The following is a 26296-nucleotide window of genomic DNA, read 5'->3' on the forward strand; positions in this document are numbered from 1 at the left end:
GAACCGGAGGTACCCCCAGTGAACGGATCGGCCGAGCGCGTCCCCGGCACGGACAGCGCCGAGGAACGGGTCCTGGCGCTGCTGCGCCGCGTCACCCTGGAGATCGTGCCGGAGGTCGAACCCGCCCGGTTCACACCCGACCGGACCCTGTCCGACCTGGGCTGCAACAGCATCGACCGGGCCGAGATCGTCACCCTGGCCATGGAGGAGCTGGACGTCGCGGTGCCCGTGCACGAGTTCCACCAGGGGATGGACATCGCCACCCTGGCCGCCGTCCTGCGCAAGCGGCTGTGAGCGGACCCGCCGGCGGCGGGCGCGCCGTGGTGGTGACCGGGCTCGGTGTGCTCGGCGCCGTCGCGGCCGGCCCCGGGGACCTCACCGCCGCGCTGCGCGCGGGACGGTGCGCCCTGACCGCGCCGCCCCCACCCGACGACGCGGACCGAACCGGTGTGTCCTGGCCCGCGTGCACGGCCGACCTCGCGGCGGACGACGTACCCGACCGGGCCCTGGACACGCTGCCCGGCCTGCCGGAGGAGCTGCGGACCGCCGCCCGGCGGACCGCGCTGCGGGCACCGGTGCCGGTACGGGCGGCCGTCGTCGCCGCGCTCCAGGCGTGGCTGGAGGCCGGGCTCGACCGCACGGCGCCGCCGCCCGAGCGGGTCGGCGTCGTGGTGGCCGGGAACAACCTCACCGAGCGCGTCACCGAGGACGGCCGCAGCCGCGCCGCGCGCAACCCGGCCCACCTGCCCGCCCGTTACGCCCTGCAGCAGCAGGACACCGACCACGTCGCCACGCTCAGCCGCGTCCTGGGCGTGCGCGGGGAGGGCTGCACGGTCGGCGGTGCTTCGGCGAGCGGCAACCTCGCCCTCGCGCACGGCGCCCGGATGCTCGCCGCCGGGGCCGCCGAGGTGTGCCTCGTCGTCGGCGCCATGACCCGGCTGTCGCGGCTGCAGACCCGCGGCTACCTCGCCCTCGGCGCGATGGCCCCGGCGCACGGCGCGCCCGCCCGCCCCCCGGCACCGTTCGACGTCGCCCACCGCGGCTTCCACCCCGGCCAGGCGGCGGCCTGCGTGGTCCTGGAGACCACCGCGTCGGCCCGCGCGCGCGGCGCGCCGGCGCTGGCCGGGTTCGCGGGCGCCGCCGTCGTCCTGGACGGCAACCACCTGGCCGACCCCTCGGTGGACGGCGAGGTCCGCGCCATGGAGGGCGGCCTGGCGCAGGCCGGGGTGGGCCCGGCCGACATCGGCTGGGTCAGCGCCCACGGCACCGGGTCACCGCTGGGCGACCGCACCGAGGCCGAAGCCCTGCGCCAGGTCTTCGGCACGGGCGGCGACGGCCCCTGGATCAACGCCACCAAGTCCCTCTCCGGCCACTGCCTGAGCGCGGCCGGCGTGCTGGAGGCCGCGGCCGCCGTAGTGCAGTTGCGGGCCGGGTTCGTCCACCCCGACCCGGGGCTGCGCGACCCCGTCGACGCCGGACTGCGCTTCGTGGGCGACGAACCGCGGCGGGCCCGCGCCGGGTTCGTGCTGTCGAACGGATTCGGGTTCGGCGGCATCAACTCGGCGGTCGTACTGGCCCATCCGGAGGTGTGAAACGCGGACTTTGTGGCATCAGGCGGATACCGGGTACGGCGGCAGGGCCGTCCCGCCGCACGGGGCGCCGGGCGACGTCGACGCTCAGAAGTGAGCCGATGCTCAGAAGTGAACAGAACCGGGGACCCGCCCGGACGTAGCGTCACAGTCCGTTCCATGAGCGGAGCCGCGGGGCGACGAGGAAGGGTTTCCCATGACGGACACGACCGACACCACCGGAGTGCCGCGCGATCCCGACGCCGAACCTCCCGCCTTCCCGCAGGAGAAGGCGCCGGGCTGCCCGTTCGACCCGCCCCCCGGATACCGCCGGTTCCAGTCCGGGGAACCCTTCGTCCGGGTCACCCTGCCCAGCGGCCAGCACGCCCGCCTGGTCACCCGGCACCGGGACGTACGGGCCGTGCTGGACGACCCGCGGTTCAGCGCCGACAGCTCCCACCCGGACTTCCCGCGGATGTTCCCGCGCCCCGTGCCCCAGGTGCTGAAGGGCACCTTTCCCCGGCTCGACGGCGCCGAGCACCTGCGCTACCGCCGGATGCTGGCCCGGGACTTCACCGGCCGGCGGGCCGAGGAACTGCGGCCCCGCGTCGAGGCGATCGTCGACGCCCGCCTGGACCTGATGGAGGAGACGGGCGGCCCGCTGGACCTCATGGCGGCACTCGCCTACTCCGTGCCGTCCACCGTCGTGTGCGAGCTGCTCGGCGTGCCGGCCGAGGACAGCCCGCTGTTCGAGTCCCGCACCCGGATCCTGATCAACGGCCGCAGCGGACCCGAGGAGATGGGGCGGGCCAAGGACGACATCCTCCGCCACCTCGAAGGGGTGGTGGCCGCCAAGGAGAAGCAGCCCGGGGACGACCTGATCAGCCGGCTGCTGGTCGACCAGGTGGCCCCCGGGCTGCTGGACCGCGCCGAGGTCGCCGTCATCGCCTGGCTGCTGCTCGCGGCCGGCCACCACACGACCGCGACCATGATCGGCACCGGGACCATGCTGCTGCTGGAGAACCCGGAGCAACTGGCCGCCCTGCGCGCCGACCCGGCACTGATCCCGGGCGCGGTGGACGAACTGCTCAGGCACCAGACGGCCATGCAGATCGGCATGAACCGGATCGCCACCGAGGACGTCACCACCGCCGGCGTGACCGTGCGCGCGGGCGAGGGCGTGGTGTGCCAGTTGGCGTCCGCCAACCGGGACCCCGAGGTCTTCCCCGACCCCGACCGCCTCGACGTCACCCGCACCGGCCGCGGCCATCTGGCCTTCGGGCACGGCCCCCACCAGTGCCCCGGCCAGTCCCTGGCCCGGGTGGAGCTCCAGGTCACCCTGGAACGGCTGTTCACCCGGCTGCCAGGGCTCCGGCTCGCCGTCGCGGCCGCCGAGGTGCCGTTCTGGCACCACCTGTTCGGCATCCACGGCGTCAAGGAACTGCCCGTCATCTGGTGAACCGGGGTGGTCCGCCGCCCGCGTTTGGCGGGTGGCCCCGCGGGACCGCCCCGCCGACGCAGGAGGAGTCGATGTCGGAGGTACAGCAGGAGCTGATCCACCGGATCGACGGGCTGCGCCCGTCCTCGCTCGCCACGCGGCGCAGCGAGAAGTGGCGGCGCTACCCGCCGAAGATCCTGCCGGCGTTCATCGCCGAGATGGACTTCCCCGTCGCCGAGCCGGTGATCGACGCCATCCGCGCGCACCTCGTCGAGGGCGGCGATCTCGGCTACGCCTACGCCTACACCACCGACGCCCCCGTGCAGCGCGCGTTCGCCGCCTGGGCACGGGCGAGCTACGGCTGGCGGGTGGAGCCGCGGCAGGTGGTGCTGTTCCCGGACACCATGCGGGTGATGGAGGTGGCGCTGGAGCGGTTCACCGAGCCCGGCGACGGCGTCGTGGTCGACGTGCCGGCCTACCCGCCCTACTTCGAGGCCATCGCCGCGGCCGGCCGTCAGGTCGTCGCCCGCCCGATGCGGCTGCGCGGGGGACGCTGGCGGCTCGACCTGGAGGGGCTGGCCCGCGCCTTCCGGTCCGGGGCCGCCGCGTACTTCCTGTGCAACCCGCACAACCCCACCGGGCGCGTCCTGACCGCCGAGGAACTGCGCGAAGTCCTGGCGCTGGCGGCCGAGTTCGACGTGGCGGTGATCTCCGACGAGGTGCACGCCCCGCTCACCCACCCGGGCCACCGCCATGTGCCGCTCGGCTCACTCCCGGAGGCGGCGCGGGTGACGACGGTGACGGCCGCCTCGGCGAGCAAGGGCTGGAACCTCTCCGGCCTCAAATGCGCGATGGCGGTGGCCGGCCGGCCCCGGGACCACGACCGGCTCATGGAGATGCGACCGAGGGAACGGGACGGCGTGGGCATCCTGGGCGTGAGCGCGAGCGAGGCCGCCTTCACCCGGGGCGATCCCTGGCTGCGCACCGTACGCCACTATCTGCACGGCAGCCGGCGGATGCTCGTCGAAATGTTCGATTCCTTCGCCCCCGACCTGGTGCTGGTGCCGCCCGAGGCCAGCTACCTGGCGTGGCTCGACGGGCGACGGCTGGCCGACCGGCTGGGCAGCGACGATCTGGCCGGGTTCTTCCTCGGCCGGGGGAAGGTCGCCGTCAGTGACGGCAGGGAGTACGGCAGCGAGGGCTTCATCAGGCTGAACTTCGGCACCTCCCAGCGGCTGCTGGAAGAGATGGTGCGCCGTATGGAGAAGGCCGTGCGGGAGGAGATCCCGGATGCGCATGGCGCCGGTGGAGCGCCGCCTGGATACGTCCCGGGATATCCCGCGCCGGTGTCCGGGACCTACAGGCCGGCGGACAAGGAGGAGTTTTCCAGATAGTCCGCCAGCTCGGTCAGGTGAATGCACAGATGTGCATCCTCGGTGCGATGCACCACACCCGCCACAGAGAATCGCTTGAGGAAGTAGCCGACGCGGGAACGTGTCGTTCCCACCATTTCCGCCAGCTCCTCCTGGGTTATTCGATCTCGGATCAGGGCGGTCTGGTCCCGGCGTTTGCCGAATTTGTTTCCGAGATTCACCAGAAGTGCTGCCAGCCGGTGTTCGCTGTCCATCGTCACCAGATTGGCGATGACCTGCTGCTGCTCCAGCAGCCGGTTCGCCATGTGCTTGATCAACGCCTCGTGGACCTGTGGGTCGCAGTCGCTCAACAGTTGCGCCACACGAACCTTCAGCAACGCCGTGACCTGCATGGCCTGTGCGGTCTCGGTGCGGTCGGCGGCCAGTACGCCGGGCTCCCCGAACACGTCGCCCGGCCCGTGTATCGACAGCAGGCACTGCTTGCCGTCACGGGTGTGGGTCAGCGTTTTCACCTGGCCGCTCTCGACGAGATAGAGGTGCGCGTCGGGCTGCCCCAGATTGTAGACGTGTTCTCGCCGGCCCACCTGAACCCACGTCCCCCTTATGGTGCCTCTCCTGGCCGCGTCCTGAATCGCCTGGGCCAGGCTCCGCTCGGTGCTACAGAAGGGTTCCATTCCGCTCCCGATGATCGACTTCGACCCGCAAAGCTGCTGGTGATAACCGTTCGTCGTGATCGAATTTCACTGCCGAATCTAAGACATCGACACCAGGTCAGGGTAGTACTACGGGCCAGGTTGGCTGCAATTGAACGTAACCTCACGGAAGGCTTTGCCGGGCGTCGCGGAGCATTCGGTGGAATCAATTAGTCCGATTTCCCGCGGGGGGTTCGAAAGACGTGAACGCCCGCTAACATGGCTGGTAAAGGCCCGAGTGCCGGAGCGGGGCCTCCCGGGCCGCCGACCGCGTTGATCCCACTTTGTGGCGGATTACTCGTGGACTGCACACACGATTTTGCGCCACTTTCTGGATCAAGGGCGCGATCCGGTCGCTTCCGCAAGATCCACGCGGGTCCGCCGCGGGGCGCGCCGGCTGAGCCGCAGGTCCCCGCCGGGGCGCGCCGGCCAACTCGTCGACGAGCTGATCGGCCCCCCCTTCGCGGGCTGCGGCTCAGCGGTGCTGCCGGACTTCCTTCGCGCCCACCGGGCGTGAGCCGGTCCCTCAGGAGCGCTGCGGGACGAGCGGGGTGGCGGCGGAGCGCGCGCGCTGCCACATGCCGGGCAACTGCTCCTCGGGGCGCTGTTGCTCACCGTGCAGGGCGTTGAGCACCACCAGACATCCGGTCAGGGCCGGCACCGCCCACTGGACGAGGGCCAGGTGCCGCTGGGCGCTGTCGAGGTCGATGGGGTGCTGGGCCGCCTTTTCGGCGTCCTGCGGGTCGGGGGAGGAGGCCAGCTCGACCTTCTTGCCCAGGACGCGTGCGTAGGCGGTGGCGGCCAGGGCGGCGGCGGTGACGAGGGTCTTGGCCGTGGTGGAGGCCCCCACGCCCTTCTGGGCGGCGACCCGGTGCGCGTTCACCGCGAGCAGTCCGCCGCCGCCGAACAGGTGCGCGCCGATGGCCGCGGCGTTCACCGGCGTCCACTTCGACCACCCCGACGAGGCGATGCGAGCCCCGGCCCTGGGTGTCTCACCTTGATCCTTCGCGGCCCCGTTGAGACCCACCGCGCCCATGAGGGAGCCGCCGAACCAGGCTGCCAGACCCACGTCGTGCAGGCTGCGGATGAGGGTGTTGCGATCGGACATGACAGTGCTCCTCGGAACAGGGGACGGGTGCCGACCGGAACGTCGAGCCCCACCCCACCCTCCCCGGAGCCTTCAGCCGCCGCCATCACGACTGACCCGGACGGATGGACGTCCCGGCGCGGGACGCCCGAACGGTCCGGTCGCCAGGCGGGACGCGGCCCCCGTGACCCCGGCGGCACGGGCGAGGAGGATCACGGCATGGAACGGCCATGTGAGATGTCTTCTCCATGGGATTCCCGCAGCACCCGGACGATGATTTCATGCGTTTCCACCCCGTCATTCCTGGTGACCGCGGAAATACGCCGTCCGAGCCAGTTCGGGTCGTCCACGCGCACCAGGGCGATGTTCTGCGGGACGACCGGGGCGAGAATTCCCGGGACGACACAGATTCCGAGACCGGCCGCGACGAGTCCGAACCGGCTGTGCCAGGTCCGGGTGCGGAAGGCGACGAGCGGATCGGCCAGCGTGGGCCAGGCGCCGAACTGCGGTTCGTCACCGGCGCCCTTGCCCACGATCCAGGACTCGTGGGCGAGTTCACGCACCGGGACGGGGCCTTCCACCGCCGTGAGCGAGTGCCCGCGCGCCACGCCCACCAGCATCTCGCTGCCCGGCAACGGGGTGATGCGCAGCCCCTCCAGGGCCGGCTGCGGCAGACCCGGCCCGGAAGCCACGACCGCGACGTCCAGCCGCTTGCTGAGGACCTGGTGCACGAGCTGGGGCGAGGATGCCTCGGTGAGCGCGAACGTCAGCCTGGGGTGTTCCTCCAACGCTCTGGCCAGCGCGAAGGGGAGCAGGGCGCCGTTCGCGGCGGGGAAGCCTCCCACCCGGACCAGTACCTGGGGTCCGGAGGCCAGCTCGTCCAGCCGTTCGTCCAGCCGGTCGAGGCCGGCCAGGGTCTCCGTCGCGAACCGGGCGACGATCTCCCCCGCGCGCGTCGTCCTGACACCCCGCGCGCCGCGCACGAAGAGCGGCTGCCCCGCCGCTTTCTCCGCGGCGGAGACCTGGCGGGAGACGGCGGGCTGGGAGTAGCCGAGGGTGCGCGCCGCGCCGCTCAGGGAGCCGTGCGCGGCCACCGCGCGTACGACGCGGAGCGCGGTGATGCTGAGTTCGGGCATGACGGCATCGTAGCCATCCGAGCCGCCCGAGCCATGCAAGGAAGTCATGGAAGCGGATCACTCCTTGCATATGACGCAGGGCCGAAAAGCAGCTCTCAGGGTCTACTGTCGAAAGCGGCGGCAATGTCATGGCCGCCGATAAACCCCCTGAAAGGCCTTTCGCATGAGCGAGTTCATTTCCCCTGACGACACCCGGTACGACGAGCGGGCGCGGGCCCTGGTGCGCATCGGACGCGAGGCGATCGCCGTGGCCGACGACGAGAAACTGGACGCCTATTTCGCGGACGATTTCCTGTTCCACGGCCCCGACGGCGACCTGACGTACACACAGCTTCGTTCCTTCTTCGCCGCCATGCGTGCCGCGTTCGAGGACTTCGCGTGCGAGCGTCGCGCCATCATCAGCGAGGGCGCGTACATCGGCGCGCGTACCTGCATGTCAGGGCGTTTCACCGCACCCTTCGAAGCCTCCCCGATCGGCACGATCGCCCCCAACGGGCAGCCGATGCGCCTCGAACTGATCAACCTGTTCCGCTACGACGAGAACGGCCGGATGGCCGAGGAGTGGGTCCAGTACGACAACCTCGGCCTCCTGCGCCAGCTAGGCGCCGACCGCCCGTGACGGCGGCGACCGGGCCGAACCCCGGTGAAACGGCCCACAGGCGTCCGATTCTCGCCCGTCCGAGGTAAATGCCTGGACTGGTGGCCGCTCGCGTAGGGAAACTTCCGAGTCTCGACCTCCGGGAGTGAGATGGGGCGGACAGGCACGCACGAGACGGCTCCGGGCCGGGGCGCGGTCGTCCTCGCCCTGCGTCGCTACGGCGCCGAGCTGTACCGGCTACGACGGCTGGCCCTTCCCGCGCTGCTGCTGCCGGCCGTGGGCAACATCGGCATCCGCTACGTCGCCCCCCTGCTGATCGCCAGGCTGGTGGGGCGGGCCGCCGAGGGCGGCGGTCTCACTCTCGCCTCGGCGCTGCCGTACGTGCTGGGCTTCGGTGTGGTGCTGCTGCTCGCCGAGACTCTGTGGCGGATCGGCCAGCACTGCCTGAACCGCGTGGACGCCCGCGGCACGGAGCACCTGTACGTCATCGGCATGGACGAACTCTTCGCCCGGGACGCGGCGTTCTTCCACGACAACTTCGCCGGGTCACTGACCAAACGGGTGCTGAGTTTCGGAAGGCGCTTCGAGGACTTCGTCGACACGGTGACGTACCGGATCGTCGGCAGCCTCGTCCCCCTGGTGTTCGGCGCGGTCGTGCTGTGGAGCTACGAACCGCTGCTCGTCGTCGGTCTCCTGCTGATGATCGCGCTGACCGTGGCGGGTGCCACCCCCCTGATCCGGCGCCGGCAGGCACTCGTCCACGACCGGGAGGCGGCGATCGCCCGGGTCTCCGGCCACGTCGCCGACAGCCTGGTGAACATGGAGACCATCCGGGCGTTCGCCGCCGAGCGGCGGGAGGCCGACGAGCACCGCCGCCGTGTCGCGGAGTCCCGGCGCCTGACCTTGCGCTCCTGGGACTACGGCAATCTGCGCGTCGACACCCTGGTCGCCCCCATGTCCGTGCTGACCAACGTGCTGGGTCTGCTGGTCGCCGTCGCCTTCGGCGGCCCGGGCCTGGGGGTGGAGGGGATCGTGGTGGCCTTCACCTATTACTCGAACGCGACCCAGATCATGTTCGAGTTCAACCAGATCTACCGGCGGCTGGAAAGCTCGATGACCGAGGCCGCGCAGTTCACGGAGCTGCTGCTCGACCCGCCCACCGTGCTCGACGCGGCGGCACCGGAACCGCTCGCCCCGCGGGACACCGGCATCCGCTTCGAGGCGGTCACCTTCGCCCACGCGGGCGCGAAGCCGATCTTCGAGGGTCTCGACCTGGACGTGCCCGGCGGCGCCCGGATCGGGCTGGTCGGCAGGTCCGGTGGCGGCAAGACCACGCTCACCCGTCTCCTGCTGCGGATGGCGGACCTCGACGCGGGGCGCATCCTGATCGGCGGCCAGGACATCAGCCGGCTGCGCCAGAGGGACCTGCGCTCACTGATCGCCTACGTTCCGCAGGACCCCGCCATGTTCCACCGCAGTCTGCGGGACAACATCGCCTTCGCCAGGCCCGACGCCACCGACGAGGAGATCCACGCGGCGGCCGCCGCCGCCCACGTCACCGAGTTCGTGGGCCAACTCCCCGACGGCTTCGCCACCCTGGTGGGGGAGCGGGGCGTGAAACTCTCCGGCGGCCAGCGCCAGCGGGTGGCCCTCGCCCGGGCACTGCTGCGCGACGCGCCCGTCCTGCTGCTCGACGAGGCGACCAGTGCGCTGGACTCGGAGAGCGAACTCCTCGTCCAGGACGCCCTGTGGCGCCTGATGGCCGGGCGTACCGCCCTCGTCGTCGCCCACCGCCTGAGCACCGTCGCCGGCATGGACCGTCTCGTCGTCCTCGACCGCGGAACCGTCGTCGAACAGGGAACCCACGCGGAACTGCTCGCCGCGGGCGGCGCCTATGCCAAGCTCTGGCAGCACCAGTCGGGCGGTTTCCTCGGCGAGAACGCCGACCCGGCCCCGGCCCGTACCCGGGTGGGCCGCACGGCCGGCCGCGGCCGGCCCACCGGCTCAGCGGCGCCGGTACCGTTCAGCGAACGGCCCCGGCGCTGAGGCGCAACATGACCTTGCCGCTCCCGCTCGCCGGGCCCGCGGCGACGCCGAGTGCCTCCCCGGCCTGTTCCAGCGGAGAGCGACGGGTGAGCAGCGGAGTCTCCGCCGGCCCGTCCCGCCGCTCGCCGCGATTCTGTCCCCGGCCGCCACGCGTCAAGCGGTTCCGGCCGGGTCGGACAGCGCTGCGCCGACCGCTCCCAGAATTCGGTGGGCCGTGTGTCCCGCTTCCAGCGCTTCACCGAATGCGTAGGACGCTGCGGCGCCGAGGGCCGCGGCGCGGGCGGTCGCGGACAGTGTCTCACCAACCCGCTCGACGCCGCCGAACTGGAAGCCGAGCTGGGTCGGATAGCACTGTGCCGCGGCGGTCTTGTCGGCCAGGACGGCGCCGATGTCGACCGTCACCTCCCGCGTCGCGCCGCGTCCGTCCGGTGGGACCGGCGCCCGTGCGGAGGGTGCGCGGATCACATAGGGAGTGTCGCGCCACCACGCGATGCGCGCGTGCGGCGCGGTGGCGGCGACAGCCCGGGCGGTGAGGAGGTGATCGACGTGATCGCCGATGGCTTGCGGAGCGAGAACGAGGTCCGCCGACACCAGACGGCGGCGCAACTGCCGCCGTAGCCGGGTACCCACCGTGTCGTCGGGCCGCGGCGGCTGGAAGAGTGCCGCCGGGCTGTCGTAGCCGCGGTGCGGGGCTTCGGGCAGCGGCAGGTGGACCGGGGGGAGGAGGCCGAGCCGCCGCTGGGCCGCACGGTCCTCGGCGCGTCGCAGTGCCATGTAGTCCACGTCGGCGGGCAGCCCCTTGTCGAGTTGTGTGGAGAGCGCGAAAGGGCGGGGATCGGCGACGGACGCGGTGAAACAGGTGAGGACCCGGACCTGCCAGCCCGCTCTCGCGAGCAGGGCCAGCACGCCTCCGGCCGAGAAGACCGCGTCGTCCAGGTGGGGGCTGACGGCGATCGCGGTGGGCAGCTCCGTGCCGGCCTGCTTCACCGCAGTCACAGCAGGTGAGGCGCGCGGCGGAACCGGCAGGACAGGTCGACCGGGAAAGCCGCGCCCCGGCCGTCCCCGTCCTGTCCGCGCGGGTTCCTCGGTGGCCCCGCCGGTGGCCGTGCGGCGCGCACCGCCTCGTACACGGAGATGATCCGGGCGGCGGCCACCGGCCACGACCACTGGGTGCGTACCTGTCGCAGCGCCGTGCGGGCGAGGCGGCGGCGCAGGGGCGGATCGTCCAGCATCCGGCCGACGGCCACCGCCAGCGCGCCGGGGTCACGGGGTGGCACCAGCAGTCCGTTGTGAGCGTCGCGTACGCAGTCCACCACGCCGACGACCTCGGTCGACACGACCGGAAGCCCGCTGGCCATGGCTTCGAGGATGGTGTTGGAGAACCCTTCGGCCCAGGTGGGACTGACGAAGACGTCCCCGGTGCGGTAGACGGCGGGGGCGTCGTGGTAGCCGGCGGGGCCGAGCACCTCCACGGTGTCGGCCAGGCCGCGCCGTCTCACCTGCTCGGCCAGCCGGTCCAGGTCGGGGCCGGTGCCCGAGACGCGAAGCCGCGGGTTCCTTCCCCCGGCGCGCAGGAGCCGGACCGCTTCCAGCAGGTCGAGGACGCCTTTACGGACATCGATCCGGCCGTGGTACAGCAGCACCGGCGGATCGGCGACGTCTCCGGGCTGTCGTCGCGGCGCCGGGCTGAACAGAGCGGTGTCGGTGGCGCCGGGGACCACGGTGAACCGCTCGGCCGGGATGCGGTGCCGGGCGGCGACCGCGTCCCGGAACGAGTCCGAGCCGATCAGCAGGGCCGCGGCGTCGCGCAGTACCCGGCGGATGGCCGTGCGGTGGGTGGTGCAGCAGGTGCCCACCCAGTGGCCGTCGCCGCCCTGGATGGACACCACGGCCGGAAGGGACAGCCGCTCGGCGGCTTCCAGCACGGCCAGCCCGGTCGGATAGCCGTACTGGGCGTGCAGGATGTCGAAAGGCTCGCGGGCGTGCAGGTCGGCGATGGTGTCGCGCAGGGCGGCGACATCGGCTTCGAAGTCGGCCGGCCGTCCGTCGCTCACGGCCTGTTCGCCGTGGGATTCGAGGGCGATCAGGCGTACGCCGTCCGGGACCCGTCCAGGTGGTGGCGGGCCGCCCCCGTAGACGGCGCGGCCTTCCCGGTCGCCGCGGTACTGGGACACCAGGACGGCCTCGTGGCCCGCCGCGGTCAGCGTCCGCAGCAGGTTCTCCGCGTAGGCGCTCATGCCGGACACGGCCGGCCAGTACCGTCGTGAGACGAAGCAGATCCTCATCGTGTTCGTGCCCCCTGGGGTACGTCGGTGCCGTCGGTTCCGGGAGGAGACGGCGGGCGGCCGGCTCCGGCCCGCTCCGCCGCACGCAGCGCCTCCAGCGCGGTGCCCGTCAGGGTGTCGGCGCGGTGGGCGTCGCGGGACAGTTCCAGGCTGACCAGCCCGCCGTACCGGACGGCGCGCAGCGCGCCGAGGACGGCGGGCAGATCCATGTCGCCCTCGCCCGGGGCGCGGTGCTCGTGCCGGCCGTACGGCATGTCCTCCACGGCGACCGCGCCGAGGTCGCCGGCGTGCCGCTCGACCGCCTCGCGCGGTGTCAGTTCCCCGCTCACCAGGCAGTGCCCGGTGTCCAGCGCCAGGCGCAGGCCCGGGACGTGTGCCGCGAGCCGCGACCAGTCGGCGCAGTCCTGGACGAGCATGCCCGGTTCCGGCTCGAAGGCCGCCACCACGCCCTGCCGGGCCGCGTAGGCCGTCAGGGCCCGCACTCCCGCCACCAGGTGGCCCCACGCCGTTCCGCCGGCGGAGGTGTCCGTGCCCCTTGCCGGGACGCCCGCCCAGAACGAGACCGCCTCGCTGCCCAGGTCGGCGGCGATGTCCACGCACAACCGCAGGAACGCCAGCCGGCGGGCCCGGCCGGCCGGGTCCGCGGTGACGAGTGTCGGTTCGTGCTTGTGCCGCGGATCGAGCAGGAAGCGCGCCCCGCTCTCCACGGTGCTGCCGAGGCCCAGGCGGTCCAGGCGGCAGGCCAGCGCCGCCGTGCGGGCGGCCAGGTGAGGCGCGAACGGGTCGTGGTGGGCCACGTCCACGGTGAGCGCGACGCCGTCGTAACCGGTGTCGGCCAGCAGCGCCAGCGCGTCCTCCAGCCGGTGTGAGGTCATGCCGTTGGTGTTGTAGGCGTAGCGCAGCCGGCCGGCGGGAGAGGTCATCGGCGGGCTCCTGCGCTCGTGCGGGCCAGTGCGTGTCGGTCGGGTTCGCGGTAGAGGGGATACAGGGCGCCCACCGCCGCCTGCGCGGCGTCGGCGTCGAACCAGGCGGGGCCGCCCAGGCGGTCCTGTGCCTCGGGAGTGAGACGCACCGGTCGAGCCCCTGGGCGGGGCGGGGGGCCCACCCCGGCCAGTGGGTGCTCGCGCCGCAGGAGGCGGCGGACACCGCGTTCGCCGATGCGCGCGTAGGACATGGTCTCCACCTCCATGCCGGGGACGATCACCTTGACCGCGTGCGCCGCGGGACCGCCCGCGTCGATGACCAGGACGTCGAAGTCGGCCAGGCGCAGGAGCAGGTCCTGAAGGAGGGCGGCGGGGTCGTCGAGTGCCCCGGGCGGCACGGTGGGCAGGGAGGAGAAGGGCACGGTGGAGCGGCGGGACAGGACGGTGGGTTCGAGCAGCTCCCGGAGCCGGCCGGCGTCGAGTGCGGCCCAGGTGCGCATCGCGGCGAGTGCTCTGGGTTCTTGCCGGGCCGGTGGCGAGGACAGTTCGCGGTCCAGGTAGCCGGGCGGGGCGATGCGGGCGACGGTCGTCAGCGGGCCGTGGGAGAAGATCTTGCGTGCGCGGGAGGAGACGTACTCCACGAGTGCCTTGCGCAAAGCCGTCTCGCGGTCCGGGTGTGCCGCCTCGCCGCAGGCGGTGAGCGCGAGCGCCGCTGTGTCCTGGTGCGGTGACGAGGTGTCGTCCGTGCCGACGACGTGGACGTCGCTCAGCCCGAACTGGGTGGAGGCCAGCTTCGGCAGCACCTCGACACCGGCCGCGCGAAGCCGGTCGAGGACCCGGCGGGTGACCGGGTCGCGCACCTCGTCCAGGCCGATGACCACGCCCTGGTCCATCGCCCGGTGCGCGGTGGCGTTGCCGTCGCGCTGAAGTATCTCGAGCAGGGCGTGGGCCAGGGCCCGTTCGCGGGTGTCACCGGCTCCGAGTCCGTTGGTGACGGGCGTGGTCAGCCAGCCGCCGGGCGGAGGGCCGCCGGACAGGTCCGAGCCGCAGCAGGCGGCGAACTCGGCGGGCACCATCACCTCCTCGCCGGTGCGGAGGCGGCGGGCGGGCACCCAGTCCAGAAGGCGTTCGGGGTGGTAGTCGGAGCCGGCCGGCAGCACGAGACCGACCGGGTCGGCGACCCGGTCCCGGCCTCGTTCCCGGATCAGTCCGGTGTAGGAGGCACGGTGGCGCGGGGTGCGGGCCATGTGCCGTGCCATCAGCACTGTCTCGGTCAGTTCGCCGTAGGCGCCGATGCGGGCCTGGGTGAGGTCCGCGCCGTATCCGTACGAGCCCTTGCGCACACCGGCCGCATCGAGGTGGTCGGCAGCGACGACCGGTAGCCCGGTGCGGTCGGCCGCGCTGACGTCGAAGTCCTGCTGCCGCCCCGGCGCGAGTGCCTGCCGGTAGGCACTGACCACCCGGTGCTCGGCGGCGCTCACCGGCCGGCTCCCAGCGGCAGGGCGGCGGTGTCGGGCGGGCCGGCGAGCTGGTGGTCGAACAGGCGCAGGGCGTCCGCGGTGGTCACGGGGGCGGCGTACTCGAAGGGGGTGGCCACCGCCTCGAACTCCAGTGCGCCGATCACCGACCGGTAGCGCCGCACTTCGTCGTGGGAGAGCGGGATGCGGGCGTGGTAGGCCTTGTGGCAGGACAGGCCGCGCGGACGGGTGCCGTCCAGGTCGACCTTGAGGGCGTCCCCGCAGAACAGGATCTTGCGGTGTTCGTCGTGCAGTACGCAGTGGCCGGGGAAGTGGCCGCCGGTCCGGTGCACGGTCAGGCCGGGGGCCAGTTCGAGGCGTTCGTCGACCGGCCAGGTGACCCGGAACGCCTTCGTCCACGGCAGATCCTGCACACCGACGGCCACCACGGGCGGGGCGAAGTGGCGTTGCAGTTGCCACAGTGCCCCGTAGCCGTGGACGTGACTGGCGCCCAGCCGGGTGACGCCGCCGAGCCGTTCGATCTCCGCCAGCGCCTCGGGCGGGTAGTACGGGGCGCCTTCCCAGGCGATGTTGCCGTCCGCCGCTTCGATCAGCCAGCCCGTGGAGCCCAGGCCGAAGGAGGGCAGGGTGCGGAAACCGGTGATGCCCGGGGCGGGCCGGTACCAGTGCGCGACGAGGCGGGACTCGACCGTCTTCTCCCCGGGCAGGTTCCAGCCGTCGTCGGGCAGGGCGTTGCGCACGTCGCTGCAGACCGGACAGGCGGGCGGGGTGTCGAACCACTGCTGCCAGTGTCCGCAGTTCTCACAGGCGTGCATCGTCAGGGTCATCGTCGGCCTTCCTCGACGAAAGACGGGACCGGCCGTGGCCACGCGCCCGGCGCGGACGCCCGGTGGGTGCGGGACAGCGCCTCCAGCAGCAGCCGGTGCAGGGCCAGGTCGCGGCGGAGCGGCCACGGCCAGGCCCGCCGGGGCGGGGAGCCCTCGCGTACCGCGACCGCGGCCGCGGAGAACTCCGCCACCTGCCGGGCGAACGGGGAGACGTCGGTGTCGAACGGTACGGCGACGCGGTGTGCGGGGTGCGCGCCGGTGAGCCACAGCCGCCCGCCGGCGTCCTGGCCGAGTGTGTCGACGGCGGTGAGCTGACCGAGGGTGCCGGCGATCTCCAGCCGGCGGCGGGGCAGCGCGTCGGGGGTGTTGTAGGCGACGTGCAGGCCGACCAGGACACCGGCACCGGTGCGGCCGGACAGGACGGCGCCGTCGTCGACCCGGTAGGCGTGCACCCGGTGCTGCACCAGCGCCGACAGCTCCACCACGTCGTCCCCCGCGAGCAGGACGCCCACCAGGTCCAGTGCGTGCGGAGCGAGGTCGAGGGCGGCCCCGCCGCCCGCCCGGGCCGGATCGGCGCGCCAGTTGTCGTAGCGGCCGCCGTCCGGTGACCAGGTGGGCGGGAGCCAGCAGCCGTAGGTGATCCGCACCGCGGTGACCGTTCCCAGTTCCCCGGCCGCCACCAGGTCCCGCGCGGTCCGGTGAGCGGGGTGGAACCGCTGGTCGTAGGCGGTCGCCGCCAGGATTCCCGCCCGGTCGCAGGCGGCGACCAGCCGCTCCGCGTCGGGCAGGTCGGCGGCCAGTGGCTTCTCGCACAGCACCGCCGCCCCCGCCGCGGCGGCTGTGGCGGCCGCGGCGCGGTGGGCGTGGTTGGGGGTCGCGACGTACACCGCGTCCGGCTGGTGGACGGCCAGCAGGGAGGTGAGGTCGCCGGCCGTGCGGCTGCCCGGTGCCCGCAGCGCGAGCCGGACGGCCGCCGCCGGGTCCGTGTCGGTCACGGCGACCAGACGGGGCGCCGCGCCGCCGCCGGCCGCGGTGGCGAGGAGGCCGGGCAGGAAGTGGTCCCGGGCCACCCAGCCGCAGCCGGCGATGGCCCACCGGCACTCGGGAGCGGCGCCGGCCGGTCCGCCCGCCGCGTTCACCAGCGCTCCGGGAGGTCGAGCAGGACGCGGCGCCGGGCCAGTTCGGCCACCTGGGGTGTCAGCCGCCCGGCGCGGGCGTCGGCGAGCAGCGCGGGGGAGGGGTCGACGCGGGCGGGCAGGTAGGCGCGCGCGCCGGGCCCGTACTCCTCCCGCCAGCGCTTCCCGGGCCAGCGCAGAGCGCCGTCCGCGTAGAGCGGGTTGAGGCGCAGGGGACGTCCGGGCACCGGCCGTGCCACGGACCGGGGACCGTGTCCGGGCGCCGGGGGAGAGGCGCTGACCAGGGCCATGGCCTCGCAGCCGGCCAGTGCCGCGGTGGTGCGCGGGCGGGGCGGGGTGCCGTCCAGCGCGGCCCGGGTCAGGTCGGCGTCGTCGTAGCAGAGCGCACCGGGCAGCAGGGCACGCCACCCGGCCGGATCCCGGGGAAAGCCGGCCGCCGGCCCGTCCACGAGCGCGTTGTGACAGTGGCCCAGCACCACACCACCGCCGCCGGCGTACACCACCGCACGGCGCACCACCTCTTCCTGGCGCGGCAGGAAGTACAGGGCGTCGTGGCAGGCCACGTAGGCGGGACGGCCGGGCGGGCGCAGCGGCCACGGCGCGGTGACGTCCGCGCACACCAGCCGCGCGGTGGGGGCGACGAAGCGACGGGCCAGCCACAGTTTGGCGAAGACCACGTCGGTCCCGGTCACGTCCCGGTGCCCGCGCAGCAGCAGCTCCCGCAGCAGGTGTCCCGCGCCGCAGGCCAGCTCCAGCACCGGCAGGCGGCCAGGGGAGTGCCGGGCCGTCAGCGCGAGCACGGCCAGCCAGGTGGGGTCGCTCCACCGGTGCAGGAAGTACTCTCCGACCCGGCCCATGCCGAGCAGCGTCACCGCCCGGTGAAGGGTGGCGGCCCCCAGGGCGGCACGCAACGCGTCCCGGGACGGGGCCGGGCCGTCCCACCAGTCGTCGTTGTCGGCCAGCAGCACCAGCGCGGCTTCCTCGTGATCACCCGCCTCGATGCTGCGCACCGCCCGCCGGCGCAGGTCCTCACGGCCGGTGCGCAGCCAGGGAATGCCCGCGACGACAGGCCAGCGGCGTTCGCCGTCGCACAGCAGCCCAGGACCGCAGGAGCGCAGCGCCGCCCCGTTGCGGGGACTGAGCAGGGCGCCGGGTTCCGGCGCGCAGACACCCGAGCCCCCGTCGGCCCCCACCGGAGCGGCCCCCACCGGAGCGGCTGACGCACGGCCGGCCGTCCTGCGACCGGCCGCAGCCTTGCCCGCCGGGCCCCTCACGCCATCTCCGCGGCGTCCAGCACGGCCCGGTGGAAGCCGGACACCGCGCACGGGTGCACCAGGTTCAGGTCCTCCAGCGCCCGCTGGGCGGTGAAGGCGGCGGCCCTCGCGTGGTGGCGGACCTGCAGTACGCGGTCGAGGACGTCGGCGGCGTGGAAGGCGCGGGCGGCCGGATCGTCCGCTCCCTCACGCAGCGCGAGCAGGTGGTCCACGCGCGCGGCGAGGGCCTCCGGCAGGACCGCGAGCCGCTGCCGCGTCAGCCGCGCGAGCACCGCGGGCAGGTGCCGGCCGAGCAGTTCCTCACCGGCGAAGCCCGCGTCGGGCAGCACGGCATTGTGCAGGTGGTGGGTCAGACCGAGCAGGAACACGTCGCCCGGAGCGGCACCGAACGCATCGGCGAGCAGCACCCCGTAGACCGCCACCGCCCAGCAGTGGTCACCGTGGCTCTCGGGCGGCTCGACCATCCACCGAGGCCGCCCCGGGCGGGTGGCGCCGGCCCGGGGCTGGCCGCACAGCGCCGCCGCGACCTCGGGTACGGCGACGGCGTCCTCCTGCGCGTCCTCCACCGGCTCCGGCGGCTCCGGAATCCCCACCAGTTCCGGCAGCGCCTCGGCCAGCAGACGGGCCGTCGCCGGAGCCACCCGGTCCGCGTGCTGGGCGACGGAGCGCTCCAGTACGGCCACCGCCTCGCCGGCCGTCAGCCCGCACCGTCGTAGCACCGGACCGTCGATGCCCGCCAGCCGCGCCCCGGCCACGGCGGCCGCGCACTCGCGCACGGCGATCCGGTCGGGATCTCCGTTTCGCACCAGCTCCGCCCAGGACCGGCAGAAGGAGCGTTCGGCCATCGAAGCGCTGCTGCCGGCCGTACGGACCCGCTTGAGATCGCCCATCTCCCGCAGCAGCGGAACGATCCCCCGCAAGACCGCGCGCGGCACCTCCCCGTCCCGCCGTACGGGACGGGGAGCGGTCTGCGTCACGACCCCGCGTCCGACGCGGCCCGGCTCCTGCCGTCCAGCCAGTCCGACAGCACTTGCTCCTGGCGGTGCAGGGCGTGCTCCGGCACGCTCGCGTCGGCGGTCACCGGAGCCTTGAAGAAGAACCCGAACTGTTCCTGCGCTCCCCGCTCACCGCGCCGCCGTGCCTCGGCCAGCAGGCGGATCAGCTCCAGCACCAGCGGAGCGGCCAGGACGGAATCCCGGCACAGGAAGTCGATCTTCATCTGCATGCGGCGGCCGAGGAAGCCCACGAGGTCGATGTTGTCCCACGCCTCCTTCTCGTCGCCCCGCGGACGGTAGAACTCGATGCGCACCTGGTGGTCCTCCACCGGGTAGCCGAGCACCGCGTCCAGCACCGACTCCTTGGTGGCCATCTTGCTGGCCAGCGAGTCGGGATCCTCCAGCGCCCGGCCGTCGCGGTTGCCCAGCAGATTGGTGGAGTACCACCCCTCCACCCGCAGCGCACGCGAGCGCAGCGCGGGGGCGAGCACCGTCTTCACCATGGTCTGCCCGGTCTTGCCGTCCTTGCCGGCGACCGGCACACCCAACTGCTCGGCCAGGCGCAGCAGTGCCGGCACGTCGGCCCCGCTGCTGGGGGTGAAGTTCAGGTACGGCATGCCTTCCCGCAGGGCGGCGTAGGCGTAGAGCATGGCGGGCGTGATCGACTCGTCGCCCGAGTCCAGCGCCGCCTCGAACGCCTCGGGCGAGGCGAGAGCGGGCGAGGCGGGGTCGGGCAGCCGTTCGGTGGAGGCGAGGTTGACCACCACCACCTCGTCGAGGTGCTGCTCCGCCCGGAAGCGCCGCAGGTCCTCCCGGATGCGTTCGGTGCGCTCGCGCGGGCTGTCCACCGGCACGACGTTGGCGCCGGTCACCGCCCGGCAGTAGGCCGGATCCGCCACCGCGGGCCAGGGCCGCAGTTGCTGCAGCCGAGCGGAGGCGGCCTCGATCTGAGCCGGTTCCAGCACGCGGTGCAGGTGAGCGGCCTTGGCCAGGTCGTCGGCCGAGAGATCCCAGCCCCCGAACACCAACTCCTCGTAGGGCACGAGATCCGTACGCGACGCCAGCGGAAGACCGTCCCGCCCGCAGATGCCGAGCCGCAGCAGTTCCACTCCGGCCACGGCGGTGGTCGCGACGGCCCCGCCCAGACCCACGACGGCGGCCCCCAGCCGGCCCGTCGGCGTGTCCGCGTGCTCCTGCGGGGAGGACTTGGTTCCGGTCGGTCGATGCATCGCTCTCTCCGTTCGCCTCGCCACGCGGACACGACCGCCCCGTACCGCGGTGACGGGGTAGGGGCGACGGTCCTGCACGGTTTGCGGAAAATCGGTTTCGCGCGGCACCGAACCGCACCGCAGCGACGCCACCCAGTGTTCGCACGGCTCCGGATCACCGCACCCCAGCGCAGCCGCCGCCGCCCCCCGCGTTTGAAGCGCGTTGCCCCCGTGCTGACACGCTGAGCTGCGCCCGCGGCGTTCACTTCACCGCGCGCACCGGTCCGTCCGGCGTCTCCGTGCGACGGCCGAACGGGTGAAAGCGCCACCCCCGCGCGAACGGTGCCGGGCGGGCTCTGGCCGGCGCGTCCGACGGGTGGAAGTGGGCGACTTCGCCGAGCACACCCAGGGCGCTGTCGATGAGCTGAACGAGGCGGGATTCGGCAAGTACGACGAGGACTGACAAGCCGGTCCCGGCTCGCTGAGCCGAGGCGGCCACCACACCATGCCCATCGGTCGCGGGTGCCGTGTTCGTAAGGTTCCGGCATGGCGGATGATGAGGGTGAGCAGGCCGTGCGGGCTGCCATCGACGGTGAGATGCGTCTTCTCGATCCTGAGGTGCGAGCTGTCCCGGCCAGGGTCCTGGAGCTGTTGGACCCGGAGTTCACCGAGTTCGGGGCTTCTGGACGCCGGTGGGATGTGAAGTCGGTCCTCGCGGTGACGAGTGGTGGCTCGGTGTCCGCGCGGTCTCCTGTCGGCGTCAGTGAGATGTCCGGAGTCGTCCTTGCCCCGGGTGTCGTGCATCTGACGTACTGCGCCGACAATCAGGGCCGTCGGACATGGCGGAGCTCCGTGTGGCGGCTGACGGAGACGGGCTGGCGGATGTACTTCCACCAGGGCACTCCGACGAGTTGAGACAGTGAACCGCCGCCCGTGAGGACGACGGCCCACCGGCCGACCGAGGCGCCGTCAGCAGCAGAGGAGTTCGTGGGAAAGTTGCCCACCGCAACCCGGCAGGAGCGGGCCGGTCCGGGCCGGTGCCGGCCCTCACCGGTGGTGGGGGCCGGCCGCGTCCGCCGCTCGCTCGTGCGGCGGGTCCTCGCCCCGCGTACGACGTGGCAGGCCCTCGTGAACGGGTCCCGGCCCGGCGCGCGTGACCGCCGGTCAGGAACCGGACGCACAGGTGGCCCGGATCGCGCTGATCCGCGGCGACCGCCAGCCCGGAATGCTCCAGAACACCCTGCGGCGCTGGACCGCGATCGGCCCACCTGCCCCTGACCCCGGCCCTCTGAACTCCGAGATCGGGCCCGGCCTGGCGCTGTCCAGCCGTGCGAAGCGCATAAAGTGGAGTAAATCGTTAATGCTGGATTAATCCCGATTTTCTCGACGTCGCGTCATGGAGTCAGGTGAGCATGAGCAGCCGTGCGCACGATGCCATGGGACCCCCCGGGACACCGCTCAAACGCACCCTGACCACACCGGTCCTCTACCTCTTCATCCTGGGTGACGTGCTGGGTGCCGGCGTCTACGTGCTCGTGGGACAGGTGGCAGCGGAATCCGGCGGCGCGGTATGGGCCCCTCTGGTCGCAGCCCTCGGCCTGGCCCTGCTGACGGCCTCCTCCTACGCGGAACTCGCCACGAAATACCCGCGGGCCGGGGGCGCCTCGCATTACACCACTTTGGCCTACGGGCCGTTCGCCGGGTTCTTCACGGGTTTCTGCATGTTGGCCGCGGGCGTCGTGTCGGTGGCCGGCCTTGCCCGCGGGTTCGGCGGTGACTACCTCAGTGTCTTCGTGTCGCTGCCTGTGGCACTGGTGGCCGTGCTGTTCCTCGGCGCCCTGGCCCTGCTCAACGCCCGAGGCATCAGTGAGTCAACCCGGGCCAACGTGGCCGCGACCGTCATCGAGGTCGGGGGCCTGGTGCTGGTCGTCGGCCTCGGCGCGTGGGTGGTGGTGCGCGGTGACGGGGATGTGGGCCGGCTGACACAGCTCGGCACGGCCCAGAACTCACCGGCCGCCGCCATGCTGAGCGGATCCGTCCTGGCCTTCTACTCCTTCATCGGTTTCGAGACATCCGTGAACGTGGCGGAGGAGACCCGCGATCCCCGGCGGTCGTATCCGCGCGCTCTGTTCGGCGCATTGGCCACGGCCGGCGTGGTGTACGCGCTGGTCGGTGCCGCGGCGACGTCCGCCGTGAGCACGAACTCGCTGATGCGGTCCAGTGGACCGCTGCTCACCGTCGTCGAGGTCGCGGGCGGCGTACCGACCCGGGTCTTCAGCGTGATCGCCCTGATCGCCGTGGCCAACGGCGCGCTGCTGACCGGCATCATGTCGTCCCGGCTGGTGTACGGCATGGCTCGCGACGGGCTGCTGCCACACTTTCTGACGAAAGTGCTGCCGGGCCGACGTACTCCCTGGGCCGCCATCGCGACGACCACCCTGCTCTCCCTGCTGCTCACCGCGACGGGAGACGTGGCCTCGCTCGCCTCGACGCTCGTACTGCTGCTCCTCGTCGTCTTCTTCCTGGTCAACACAGCCGTTCTGCGACTGCGCGACGACGCCGTGCCGCATGACCACTTCACGACCCCGAGGGCGGTCGCGCTGCTCGGCGCGGCATCATGTGTGCTGCTCGCCACGCAGTTCGATGGCCAGGTATGGGTCCGGGGCCTGATCGTGCTGGCCGTCGGCGCACTGCTCGCACGGTTCGCGGCCCGGGCACACCGACGTAAATAGCGTAAAGACTTTACGGGCTCATATGCGGAAGGGAACTCCGCCTTTTTCTGTCGCGGCCGGTAAAGCGCACCCGACGTCGATCGGAGGTATAATTATAGGAGAATCATCGCACATTCACATAATTTGACTCCGACCGGTCTCCCCCTCCGGCGAACCAATTCGACGGAATGGGGTGCGGCCATGGAGCCGTTCCGTATCAAGACCGTGGAACCAATTCCCTTCCTCAGTGCCGAGGAGCGGCAGCAGATCCTGGACGAGGTCGACCACAACATCTTCCGGGTGCGTGCCTGCGACGTGACCATCGACCTGCTGACCGACTCGGGTACGACCGCGATGTCGTCCGCGCAGTGGTCTGCTCTGCTCCGGGGAGACGAGTCGTACGCGGGAGGGTCGTCCTATGAGCGCTTCGAGCAGACCGCGCGAGAACTGACCGGATTCCCGAAGATGATCCCCACTCATCAGGGCCGCGGAGCCGAACGGATTCTCTTCACCGAAATGCTGAGTCCCGGGCAGATCACCGCCTCGAACACGCACTTCGACTCCACACGCGCCAACATCGAGATGCTGGATTGCAGGGCGGTGGACCTGCCCTGTCCCGAAGCCGCCGATCTCATCGACCAGTCGCCTTTCAAGGGAAATATCGACCTCGACCAGTTGCGGGAGCTGCTGGCCGGCCCGGACGGCGAGAAACTGGGCGCGGTCATCATGACGGTGACCAACAACGCGGGCGGCGGCCAGCCCGTATCGCTGGCCAATCTGAGGTCCACGCAGGAGGTGTGCCAGAAGTACCGGGTGCCGCTGCTCCTGGACGCGTCGCGTTTCGCGGAGAACGCCCACCTGATCGTCGCCCGCGAACCCGGTCAGGAGAACCGCAGCCCGCGTGAGGTGGCCCGTACGATGTTCGACCTCGCGGACGGCTGCTGGGCCTCGCTGAAGAAGGACGGCCTGTCCAACACCGGCGGACTCATCGCCCTGCGCGACACGGAGACGGCGGCGCGCTGTCGTGAGCTGCTGATCGCCTGGGAAGGGTTCCCCACGTACGGAGGTCTCACGGGACGTGACCTAGAAGCCCTGGCACAGGGGCTGCGGGAGGTCACCGAACCCGCCTATCTCGCCGACCGCGCGGAGACCGCGCAGTGGTTCGCCGACGCGCTGGCCGAAGCGGGCCTGCCCGTGATGCGCCCGGCCAGTTGCCATGCCGTCTACGCCGACGCCGGACGGCTCCTGCCGCACATTCCCCCCACCGAGTTCCCCGGCGTGGCACTGGTCTGTGAGCTCTACCGGGCGGCGGGGGTGCGCACGACGGAGTTCGGCACCCTCACACTGGGCCACGACGACAAGCCGGCTCCGCACGAGCTGGTACGGCTGGCGCTGCCCCGCCGCGTCTACACCCGCTCGCACCTGGAGTACGTGGTGGAGGCCGTGAGCGATGCGGTCGGGCGCGCCGAGCAACTGACCGGCTACGAACTCGCCGGCCCGCAGCCGCCGATGCGGCACTTCACCGCCCGCCTCAGCCCCCTCAGGAAAGGCTAGGGAGACACAGTGAACACCCTGATCACCCTGATCAACCCGAACAAGGTCCACCCCCCGATCACTCCGTACGCGCTGGACGTCCTCACCACCCGGCTGGAGCAGCACGGCTACACCGCGGAGATCGTGGACCTGTGCTTCGAACGGGAGTCCTGGCCGCAGGCCCTGGAGGCGTATTTCTCGTCCCGTCCGCCGCCGCTGCTGGTGGGCATCTCGGTGCGCAACACCGACACCCTGTATGCCCAGCAGCAACGCGTCTTCCTTCCCGAGCACCGGCAGATCGTACAGAAGATCCGCTCGCTGACCTCGGCACCCATGGTGGGCGGCGGGGTGGGATTCTCCACGATGCCCTTCGCCTGCGTGGACTACTTCGGACTGGATTTCGGTGTCAAAGGCCCCGGCGAACTGATCCTGGTCGACCTCGCCGACCGGCTGTCCCACGACGGTGACCCGGCCACGGTCGAGGGCCTGCTCATCAACCAGGGCGACGGCCGGGTGACCCGGGTCCCCACCCCCGATCCCGACACCGCCCTGGGCGGGGTGGGCGAGATCGGCGCCGGACAGTCCCGCGCCTGGCAGGTCGACACCGCCTCCGCGTACACACGCCGCTCGGGCAACCGGTTCAAAGTCGACAACCTGGGCTACTACGAACGTGGAGGTCTGGGCAACATCCTTACCAAGAGCGGCTGCCCCTACGCATGCGCCCACTGCGTGGAACCCGACGCCAAAGGCACGGCGTTCGCCAAACGCTCCGTGCCCTCGGTGGTCGACGAACTGACCGAACTGGTGGATCAGGGCGTGTGCGACGTGCACACCGCCGACTCCGAGTTCAACCTCGCCATCGCGAACACCAAGGCCGTACTGCGCGAGATCGTACGCCGCAAGGACAGCGCCCCGGACTCGCCGCTGCACAAACTGCGACTGTGGATCTACGCCCAGCCCAAGCCCTTCGACGAGGAGTTCGCCGAGCTACTGGCGGCAGCCGGATGCGCCGGCGTGAACGTGGCACCCGACCACGTGCGCGACGACATGCTGGAGGGCTGGAAAGTCACCAGGAAGGGGACCCGCTACTACACCTGGTCCGACACCGAACACCTGGTGAAACTGTGCAACAAGTACGGCATGGCCTGCATGGTGGAGGTCCTGGCCGGGATGCCCGGGGAAACCTGGGAGACCCTTCGTGAGGCCATCGACCGCACGCTGGCGCTGGACGCGACCGTGTCCGGGTTCAGCCTGGGGCTGCGCTGTTTCCCCCACCAGCCGCTGGGCCAGTGGCTCGCCCAGGAGAGCGCGGGCGTCCGGCACGTCCTCGGGACGCAGTCCGACGGCGCCACCGAACCCATCGTGCTGCGCACAGCCGAACAGTGCACATCACCGGTGGAGTACGAGCGGCAGTTCATGTTCCAGCCCGACGGCACCGTCCGCCCGGTGTGCTACTTCTCGACCGGCCTCCCCGAGGACCCCGCCACGATGGCCGACCCCGCCGGACGCTGGCTGCACACCGTCGAACTGATGTGGAACCACATCGACCCCACCGACTACCCCCGTGTCATGCTGCCCACCGCCCCCGGCAGCTCCAAGGACGACAACAACTACGCCGACAACCCCTTCCTCACCACCCTCACCGCCATGGGATACCGCGGCGCGTTCTGGGCGAAGTGGAGGGAACGCGACGCCATCCTCGCCGAAGCCGGCAGACGGGACATCGTCTGACCCCCGCCGCAGAGCCACAGCACCGGTTCCTGCCGGCCCGGCACGGCGGCGACGGTGGTGGCGGCGGGCGCGGTGACGAACCGGCAGGGGGCGTTCGCGGCAGGGCGTTAGGTGCGCGTCAGGACAGTGATCACGGGCGTCAAGCAGTCGTCAAGGAAGCGATTCCCAGCCCTCGGTCCGGCCTAGTGTCGCTGTCGCGCCCGGCCGGCCGGCTCGGCGTGTGGGGGCCGGTGTTCTGGCCGGCCGCCGCTTCGCAC

Annotated in this window: 22 protein-coding genes; 10 read left to right on the forward strand and 12 right to left on the reverse strand. The window is 72.2% G+C overall.

All coding sequences use genetic code 11. The annotated features are described in order from the left end of the window. The first annotated feature begins 18 nt into the window (after positions 1-18). From ABEB00_RS34995 to ABEB00_RS35010, 4 genes are all read left to right on the forward strand, one after another. Positions 19-294: a phosphopantetheine-binding protein gene (locus ABEB00_RS34995; RefSeq protein ID WP_345624767.1), complete on the forward strand. Its 276-nt coding sequence runs from the start codon at positions 19-21 to the stop codon at positions 292-294. Continuing rightward, the gene (locus ABEB00_RS35000) at positions 291-1592 is read left to right on the forward strand and encodes a beta-ketoacyl synthase N-terminal-like domain-containing protein (protein WP_345624768.1); all 1302 of its coding nucleotides are present in this window, start codon (positions 291-293) and stop codon (positions 1590-1592) included. The genes ABEB00_RS34995 and ABEB00_RS35000 overlap by 4 nt, the downstream gene beginning before the upstream one ends. Before the next feature lie 193 nt (positions 1593-1785). Next, the gene (locus tag ABEB00_RS35005) at positions 1786-3027 is read left to right on the forward strand and encodes a cytochrome P450 (protein WP_345624769.1); all 1242 of its coding nucleotides are present in this window, start codon (positions 1786-1788) and stop codon (positions 3025-3027) included. Positions 3028-3098: 71 nt separating this feature from the next. After that, entirely contained in the window at positions 3099-4400 is a 1302-nt protein-coding gene (locus tag ABEB00_RS35010; protein WP_345624770.1) for a MalY/PatB family protein, read from the forward strand. Here the strand turns inward: ABEB00_RS35010 and ABEB00_RS35015 are convergent. From ABEB00_RS35015 to ABEB00_RS35025, 3 genes are all read right to left on the reverse strand, one after another. Next, a complete protein-coding gene (locus ABEB00_RS35015) occupies positions 4364-5053 on the reverse strand; it encodes a Crp/Fnr family transcriptional regulator (RefSeq protein WP_345624771.1) in 690 nt (229 codons plus the stop codon). The genes ABEB00_RS35010 and ABEB00_RS35015 overlap by 37 nt on opposite strands. 544 nt (positions 5054-5597) lie before the next feature. Further along, on the reverse strand, positions 5598-6179 hold the full coding sequence (locus ABEB00_RS35020) for a hypothetical protein (RefSeq protein WP_345624772.1): 582 nt from the start codon (positions 6177-6179) through the stop codon (positions 5598-5600). 191 nt (positions 6180-6370) lie between these two features. Beyond that, complete coding sequence (locus tag ABEB00_RS35025; protein WP_345624773.1) at positions 6371-7294, reverse strand: LysR family transcriptional regulator; 924 nt, start codon at positions 7292-7294, stop codon at positions 6371-6373. A gap of 163 nt (positions 7295-7457) precedes the next feature. Here ABEB00_RS35025 and ABEB00_RS35030 point away from each other — a divergent pair, with 163 nt between their 5' ends. Both ABEB00_RS35030 and ABEB00_RS35035 read left to right on the forward strand, forming a co-directional pair. Beyond that, entirely contained in the window at positions 7458-7913 is a 456-nt protein-coding gene (locus ABEB00_RS35030; RefSeq protein WP_345624774.1) for an ester cyclase, read from the forward strand. A gap of 129 nt (positions 7914-8042) precedes the next feature. Beyond that, a complete protein-coding gene (locus ABEB00_RS35035) occupies positions 8043-9938 on the forward strand; it encodes an ABC transporter ATP-binding protein (RefSeq protein WP_345624775.1) in 1896 nt (631 codons plus the stop codon). Between the two features lie 153 nt (positions 9939-10091). Here ABEB00_RS35035 and ABEB00_RS35040 read toward each other — a convergent pair whose 3' ends face one another. From ABEB00_RS35040 to ABEB00_RS35080, 9 genes are all read right to left on the reverse strand, one after another. Beyond that, positions 10092-10925: a PIG-L deacetylase family protein gene (locus tag ABEB00_RS35040; RefSeq protein WP_345624776.1), complete on the reverse strand. Its 834-nt coding sequence runs from the start codon at positions 10923-10925 to the stop codon at positions 10092-10094. A 5-nt stretch (positions 10926-10930) separates the two neighbouring features. After that, positions 10931-12175 carry a glycosyltransferase gene (locus ABEB00_RS35045; RefSeq protein ID WP_345624777.1) on the reverse strand — a complete coding sequence of 415 codons (1245 nt, stop codon included), beginning with the start codon at positions 12173-12175 and terminating at the stop codon, positions 10931-10933. A gap of 44 nt (positions 12176-12219) precedes the next feature. Next, positions 12220-13146: a sugar phosphate isomerase/epimerase family protein gene (locus ABEB00_RS35050; protein WP_345624778.1), complete on the reverse strand. Its 927-nt coding sequence runs from the start codon at positions 13144-13146 to the stop codon at positions 12220-12222. After that, a complete protein-coding gene (locus tag ABEB00_RS35055) occupies positions 13143-14627 on the reverse strand; it encodes a YcaO-like family protein (RefSeq protein WP_345624779.1) in 1485 nt (494 codons plus the stop codon). The genes ABEB00_RS35050 and ABEB00_RS35055 overlap by 4 nt, the downstream gene beginning before the upstream one ends. Beyond that, complete coding sequence (locus ABEB00_RS35060; protein WP_345624780.1) at positions 14624-15451, reverse strand: MBL fold metallo-hydrolase; 828 nt, start codon at positions 15449-15451, stop codon at positions 14624-14626. Before ABEB00_RS35060 ends, ABEB00_RS35055 begins: the two co-directional genes overlap by 4 nt. Then, positions 15448-16590: a Gfo/Idh/MocA family protein gene (locus ABEB00_RS35065; protein ID WP_345624781.1), complete on the reverse strand. Its 1143-nt coding sequence runs from the start codon at positions 16588-16590 to the stop codon at positions 15448-15450. Before ABEB00_RS35065 ends, ABEB00_RS35060 begins: the two co-directional genes overlap by 4 nt. After that, positions 16587-17780 (reverse strand): class I SAM-dependent methyltransferase, encoded by a 1194-nt coding sequence (locus tag ABEB00_RS35070; protein ID WP_345624782.1) that lies wholly within the window; start codon positions 17778-17780, stop codon positions 16587-16589. Before ABEB00_RS35070 ends, ABEB00_RS35065 begins: the two co-directional genes overlap by 4 nt. Positions 17781-17857: 77 nt before the next feature. After that, entirely contained in the window at positions 17858-18838 is a 981-nt protein-coding gene (locus tag ABEB00_RS35075; RefSeq protein ID WP_345624783.1) for an HD domain-containing protein, read from the reverse strand. Further along, positions 18835-20085, reverse strand: coding sequence for an inositol-3-phosphate synthase (locus tag ABEB00_RS35080; RefSeq protein ID WP_345624784.1), 1251 nt, complete (start codon positions 20083-20085; stop codon positions 18835-18837). Before ABEB00_RS35080 ends, ABEB00_RS35075 begins: the two co-directional genes overlap by 4 nt. A 525-nt stretch (positions 20086-20610) precedes the next feature. On the opposite strand from ABEB00_RS35080, the gene ABEB00_RS35085 reads away from it, so the two are divergent. The 4 genes from ABEB00_RS35085 (at position 20611) to tsrT (ending at position 26039) form a co-directional block, all read left to right on the forward strand. Next, positions 20611-20979: a nuclear transport factor 2 family protein gene (locus tag ABEB00_RS35085; protein WP_345624785.1), complete on the forward strand. Its 369-nt coding sequence runs from the start codon at positions 20611-20613 to the stop codon at positions 20977-20979. A 497-nt stretch (positions 20980-21476) separates the two neighbouring features. Continuing rightward, the gene (locus tag ABEB00_RS35090) at positions 21477-22796 is read left to right on the forward strand and encodes an APC family permease (protein WP_345624786.1); all 1320 of its coding nucleotides are present in this window, start codon (positions 21477-21479) and stop codon (positions 22794-22796) included. Positions 22797-22976: 180 nt separating this feature from the next. After that, a complete protein-coding gene (locus ABEB00_RS35095) occupies positions 22977-24329 on the forward strand; it encodes a tryptophanase (protein WP_345624787.1) in 1353 nt (450 codons plus the stop codon). A gap of 9 nt (positions 24330-24338) precedes the next feature. After that, positions 24339-26039, forward strand: coding sequence for a tryptophan 2-C-methyltransferase (gene tsrT, locus ABEB00_RS35100; RefSeq protein ID WP_345624788.1), 1701 nt, complete (start codon positions 24339-24341; stop codon positions 26037-26039). The last annotated feature ends 257 nt before the right edge of the window (positions 26040-26296 follow it).

The sequence above is a fragment of the Streptomyces ziwulingensis genome (assembly GCF_039542605.1).
In the GTDB taxonomy this organism is placed as follows: domain Bacteria; phylum Actinomycetota; class Actinomycetes; order Streptomycetales; family Streptomycetaceae; genus Streptomyces; species Streptomyces ziwulingensis.

Coding starts and splice junctions, on each gene's coding strand:
- ABEB00_RS35005 (WP_345624769.1), top strand. CDS start 1,786: ATGACGGACACGACCGACACCACCGGAGTGCCGCGCGATCCCGACGCC.
- ABEB00_RS35010 (WP_345624770.1), top strand. CDS start 3,099: ATGTCGGAGGTACAGCAGGAGCTGATCCACCGGATCGACGGGCTGCGC.
- ABEB00_RS35015 (WP_345624771.1), bottom strand. CDS start 5,053: ATGGAACCCTTCTGTAGCACCGAGCGGAGCCTGGCCCAGGCGATTCAG.
- ABEB00_RS35020 (WP_345624772.1), bottom strand. CDS start 6,179: ATGTCCGATCGCAACACCCTCATCCGCAGCCTGCACGACGTGGGTCTG.
- ABEB00_RS35025 (WP_345624773.1), bottom strand. CDS start 7,294: ATGCCCGAACTCAGCATCACCGCGCTCCGCGTCGTACGCGCGGTGGCC.
- ABEB00_RS35030 (WP_345624774.1), top strand. CDS start 7,458: ATGAGCGAGTTCATTTCCCCTGACGACACCCGGTACGACGAGCGGGCG.
- ABEB00_RS35035 (WP_345624775.1), top strand. CDS start 8,043: ATGGGGCGGACAGGCACGCACGAGACGGCTCCGGGCCGGGGCGCGGTC.
- ABEB00_RS35045 (WP_345624777.1), bottom strand. CDS start 12,175: ATGAGCGCCTACGCGGAGAACCTGCTGCGGACGCTGACCGCGGCGGGC.
- ABEB00_RS35050 (WP_345624778.1), bottom strand. CDS start 13,146: ATGACCTCTCCCGCCGGCCGGCTGCGCTACGCCTACAACACCAACGGC.
- ABEB00_RS35060 (WP_345624780.1), bottom strand. CDS start 15,451: ATGACCCTGACGATGCACGCCTGTGAGAACTGCGGACACTGGCAGCAG.
- ABEB00_RS35080 (WP_345624784.1), bottom strand. CDS start 20,085: ATGCATCGACCGACCGGAACCAAGTCCTCCCCGCAGGAGCACGCGGAC.
- ABEB00_RS35085 (WP_345624785.1), top strand. CDS start 20,611: ATGGCGGATGATGAGGGTGAGCAGGCCGTGCGGGCTGCCATCGACGGT.
- ABEB00_RS35090 (WP_345624786.1), top strand. CDS start 21,477: ATGAGCAGCCGTGCGCACGATGCCATGGGACCCCCCGGGACACCGCTC.
- ABEB00_RS35095 (WP_345624787.1), top strand. CDS start 22,977: ATGGAGCCGTTCCGTATCAAGACCGTGGAACCAATTCCCTTCCTCAGT.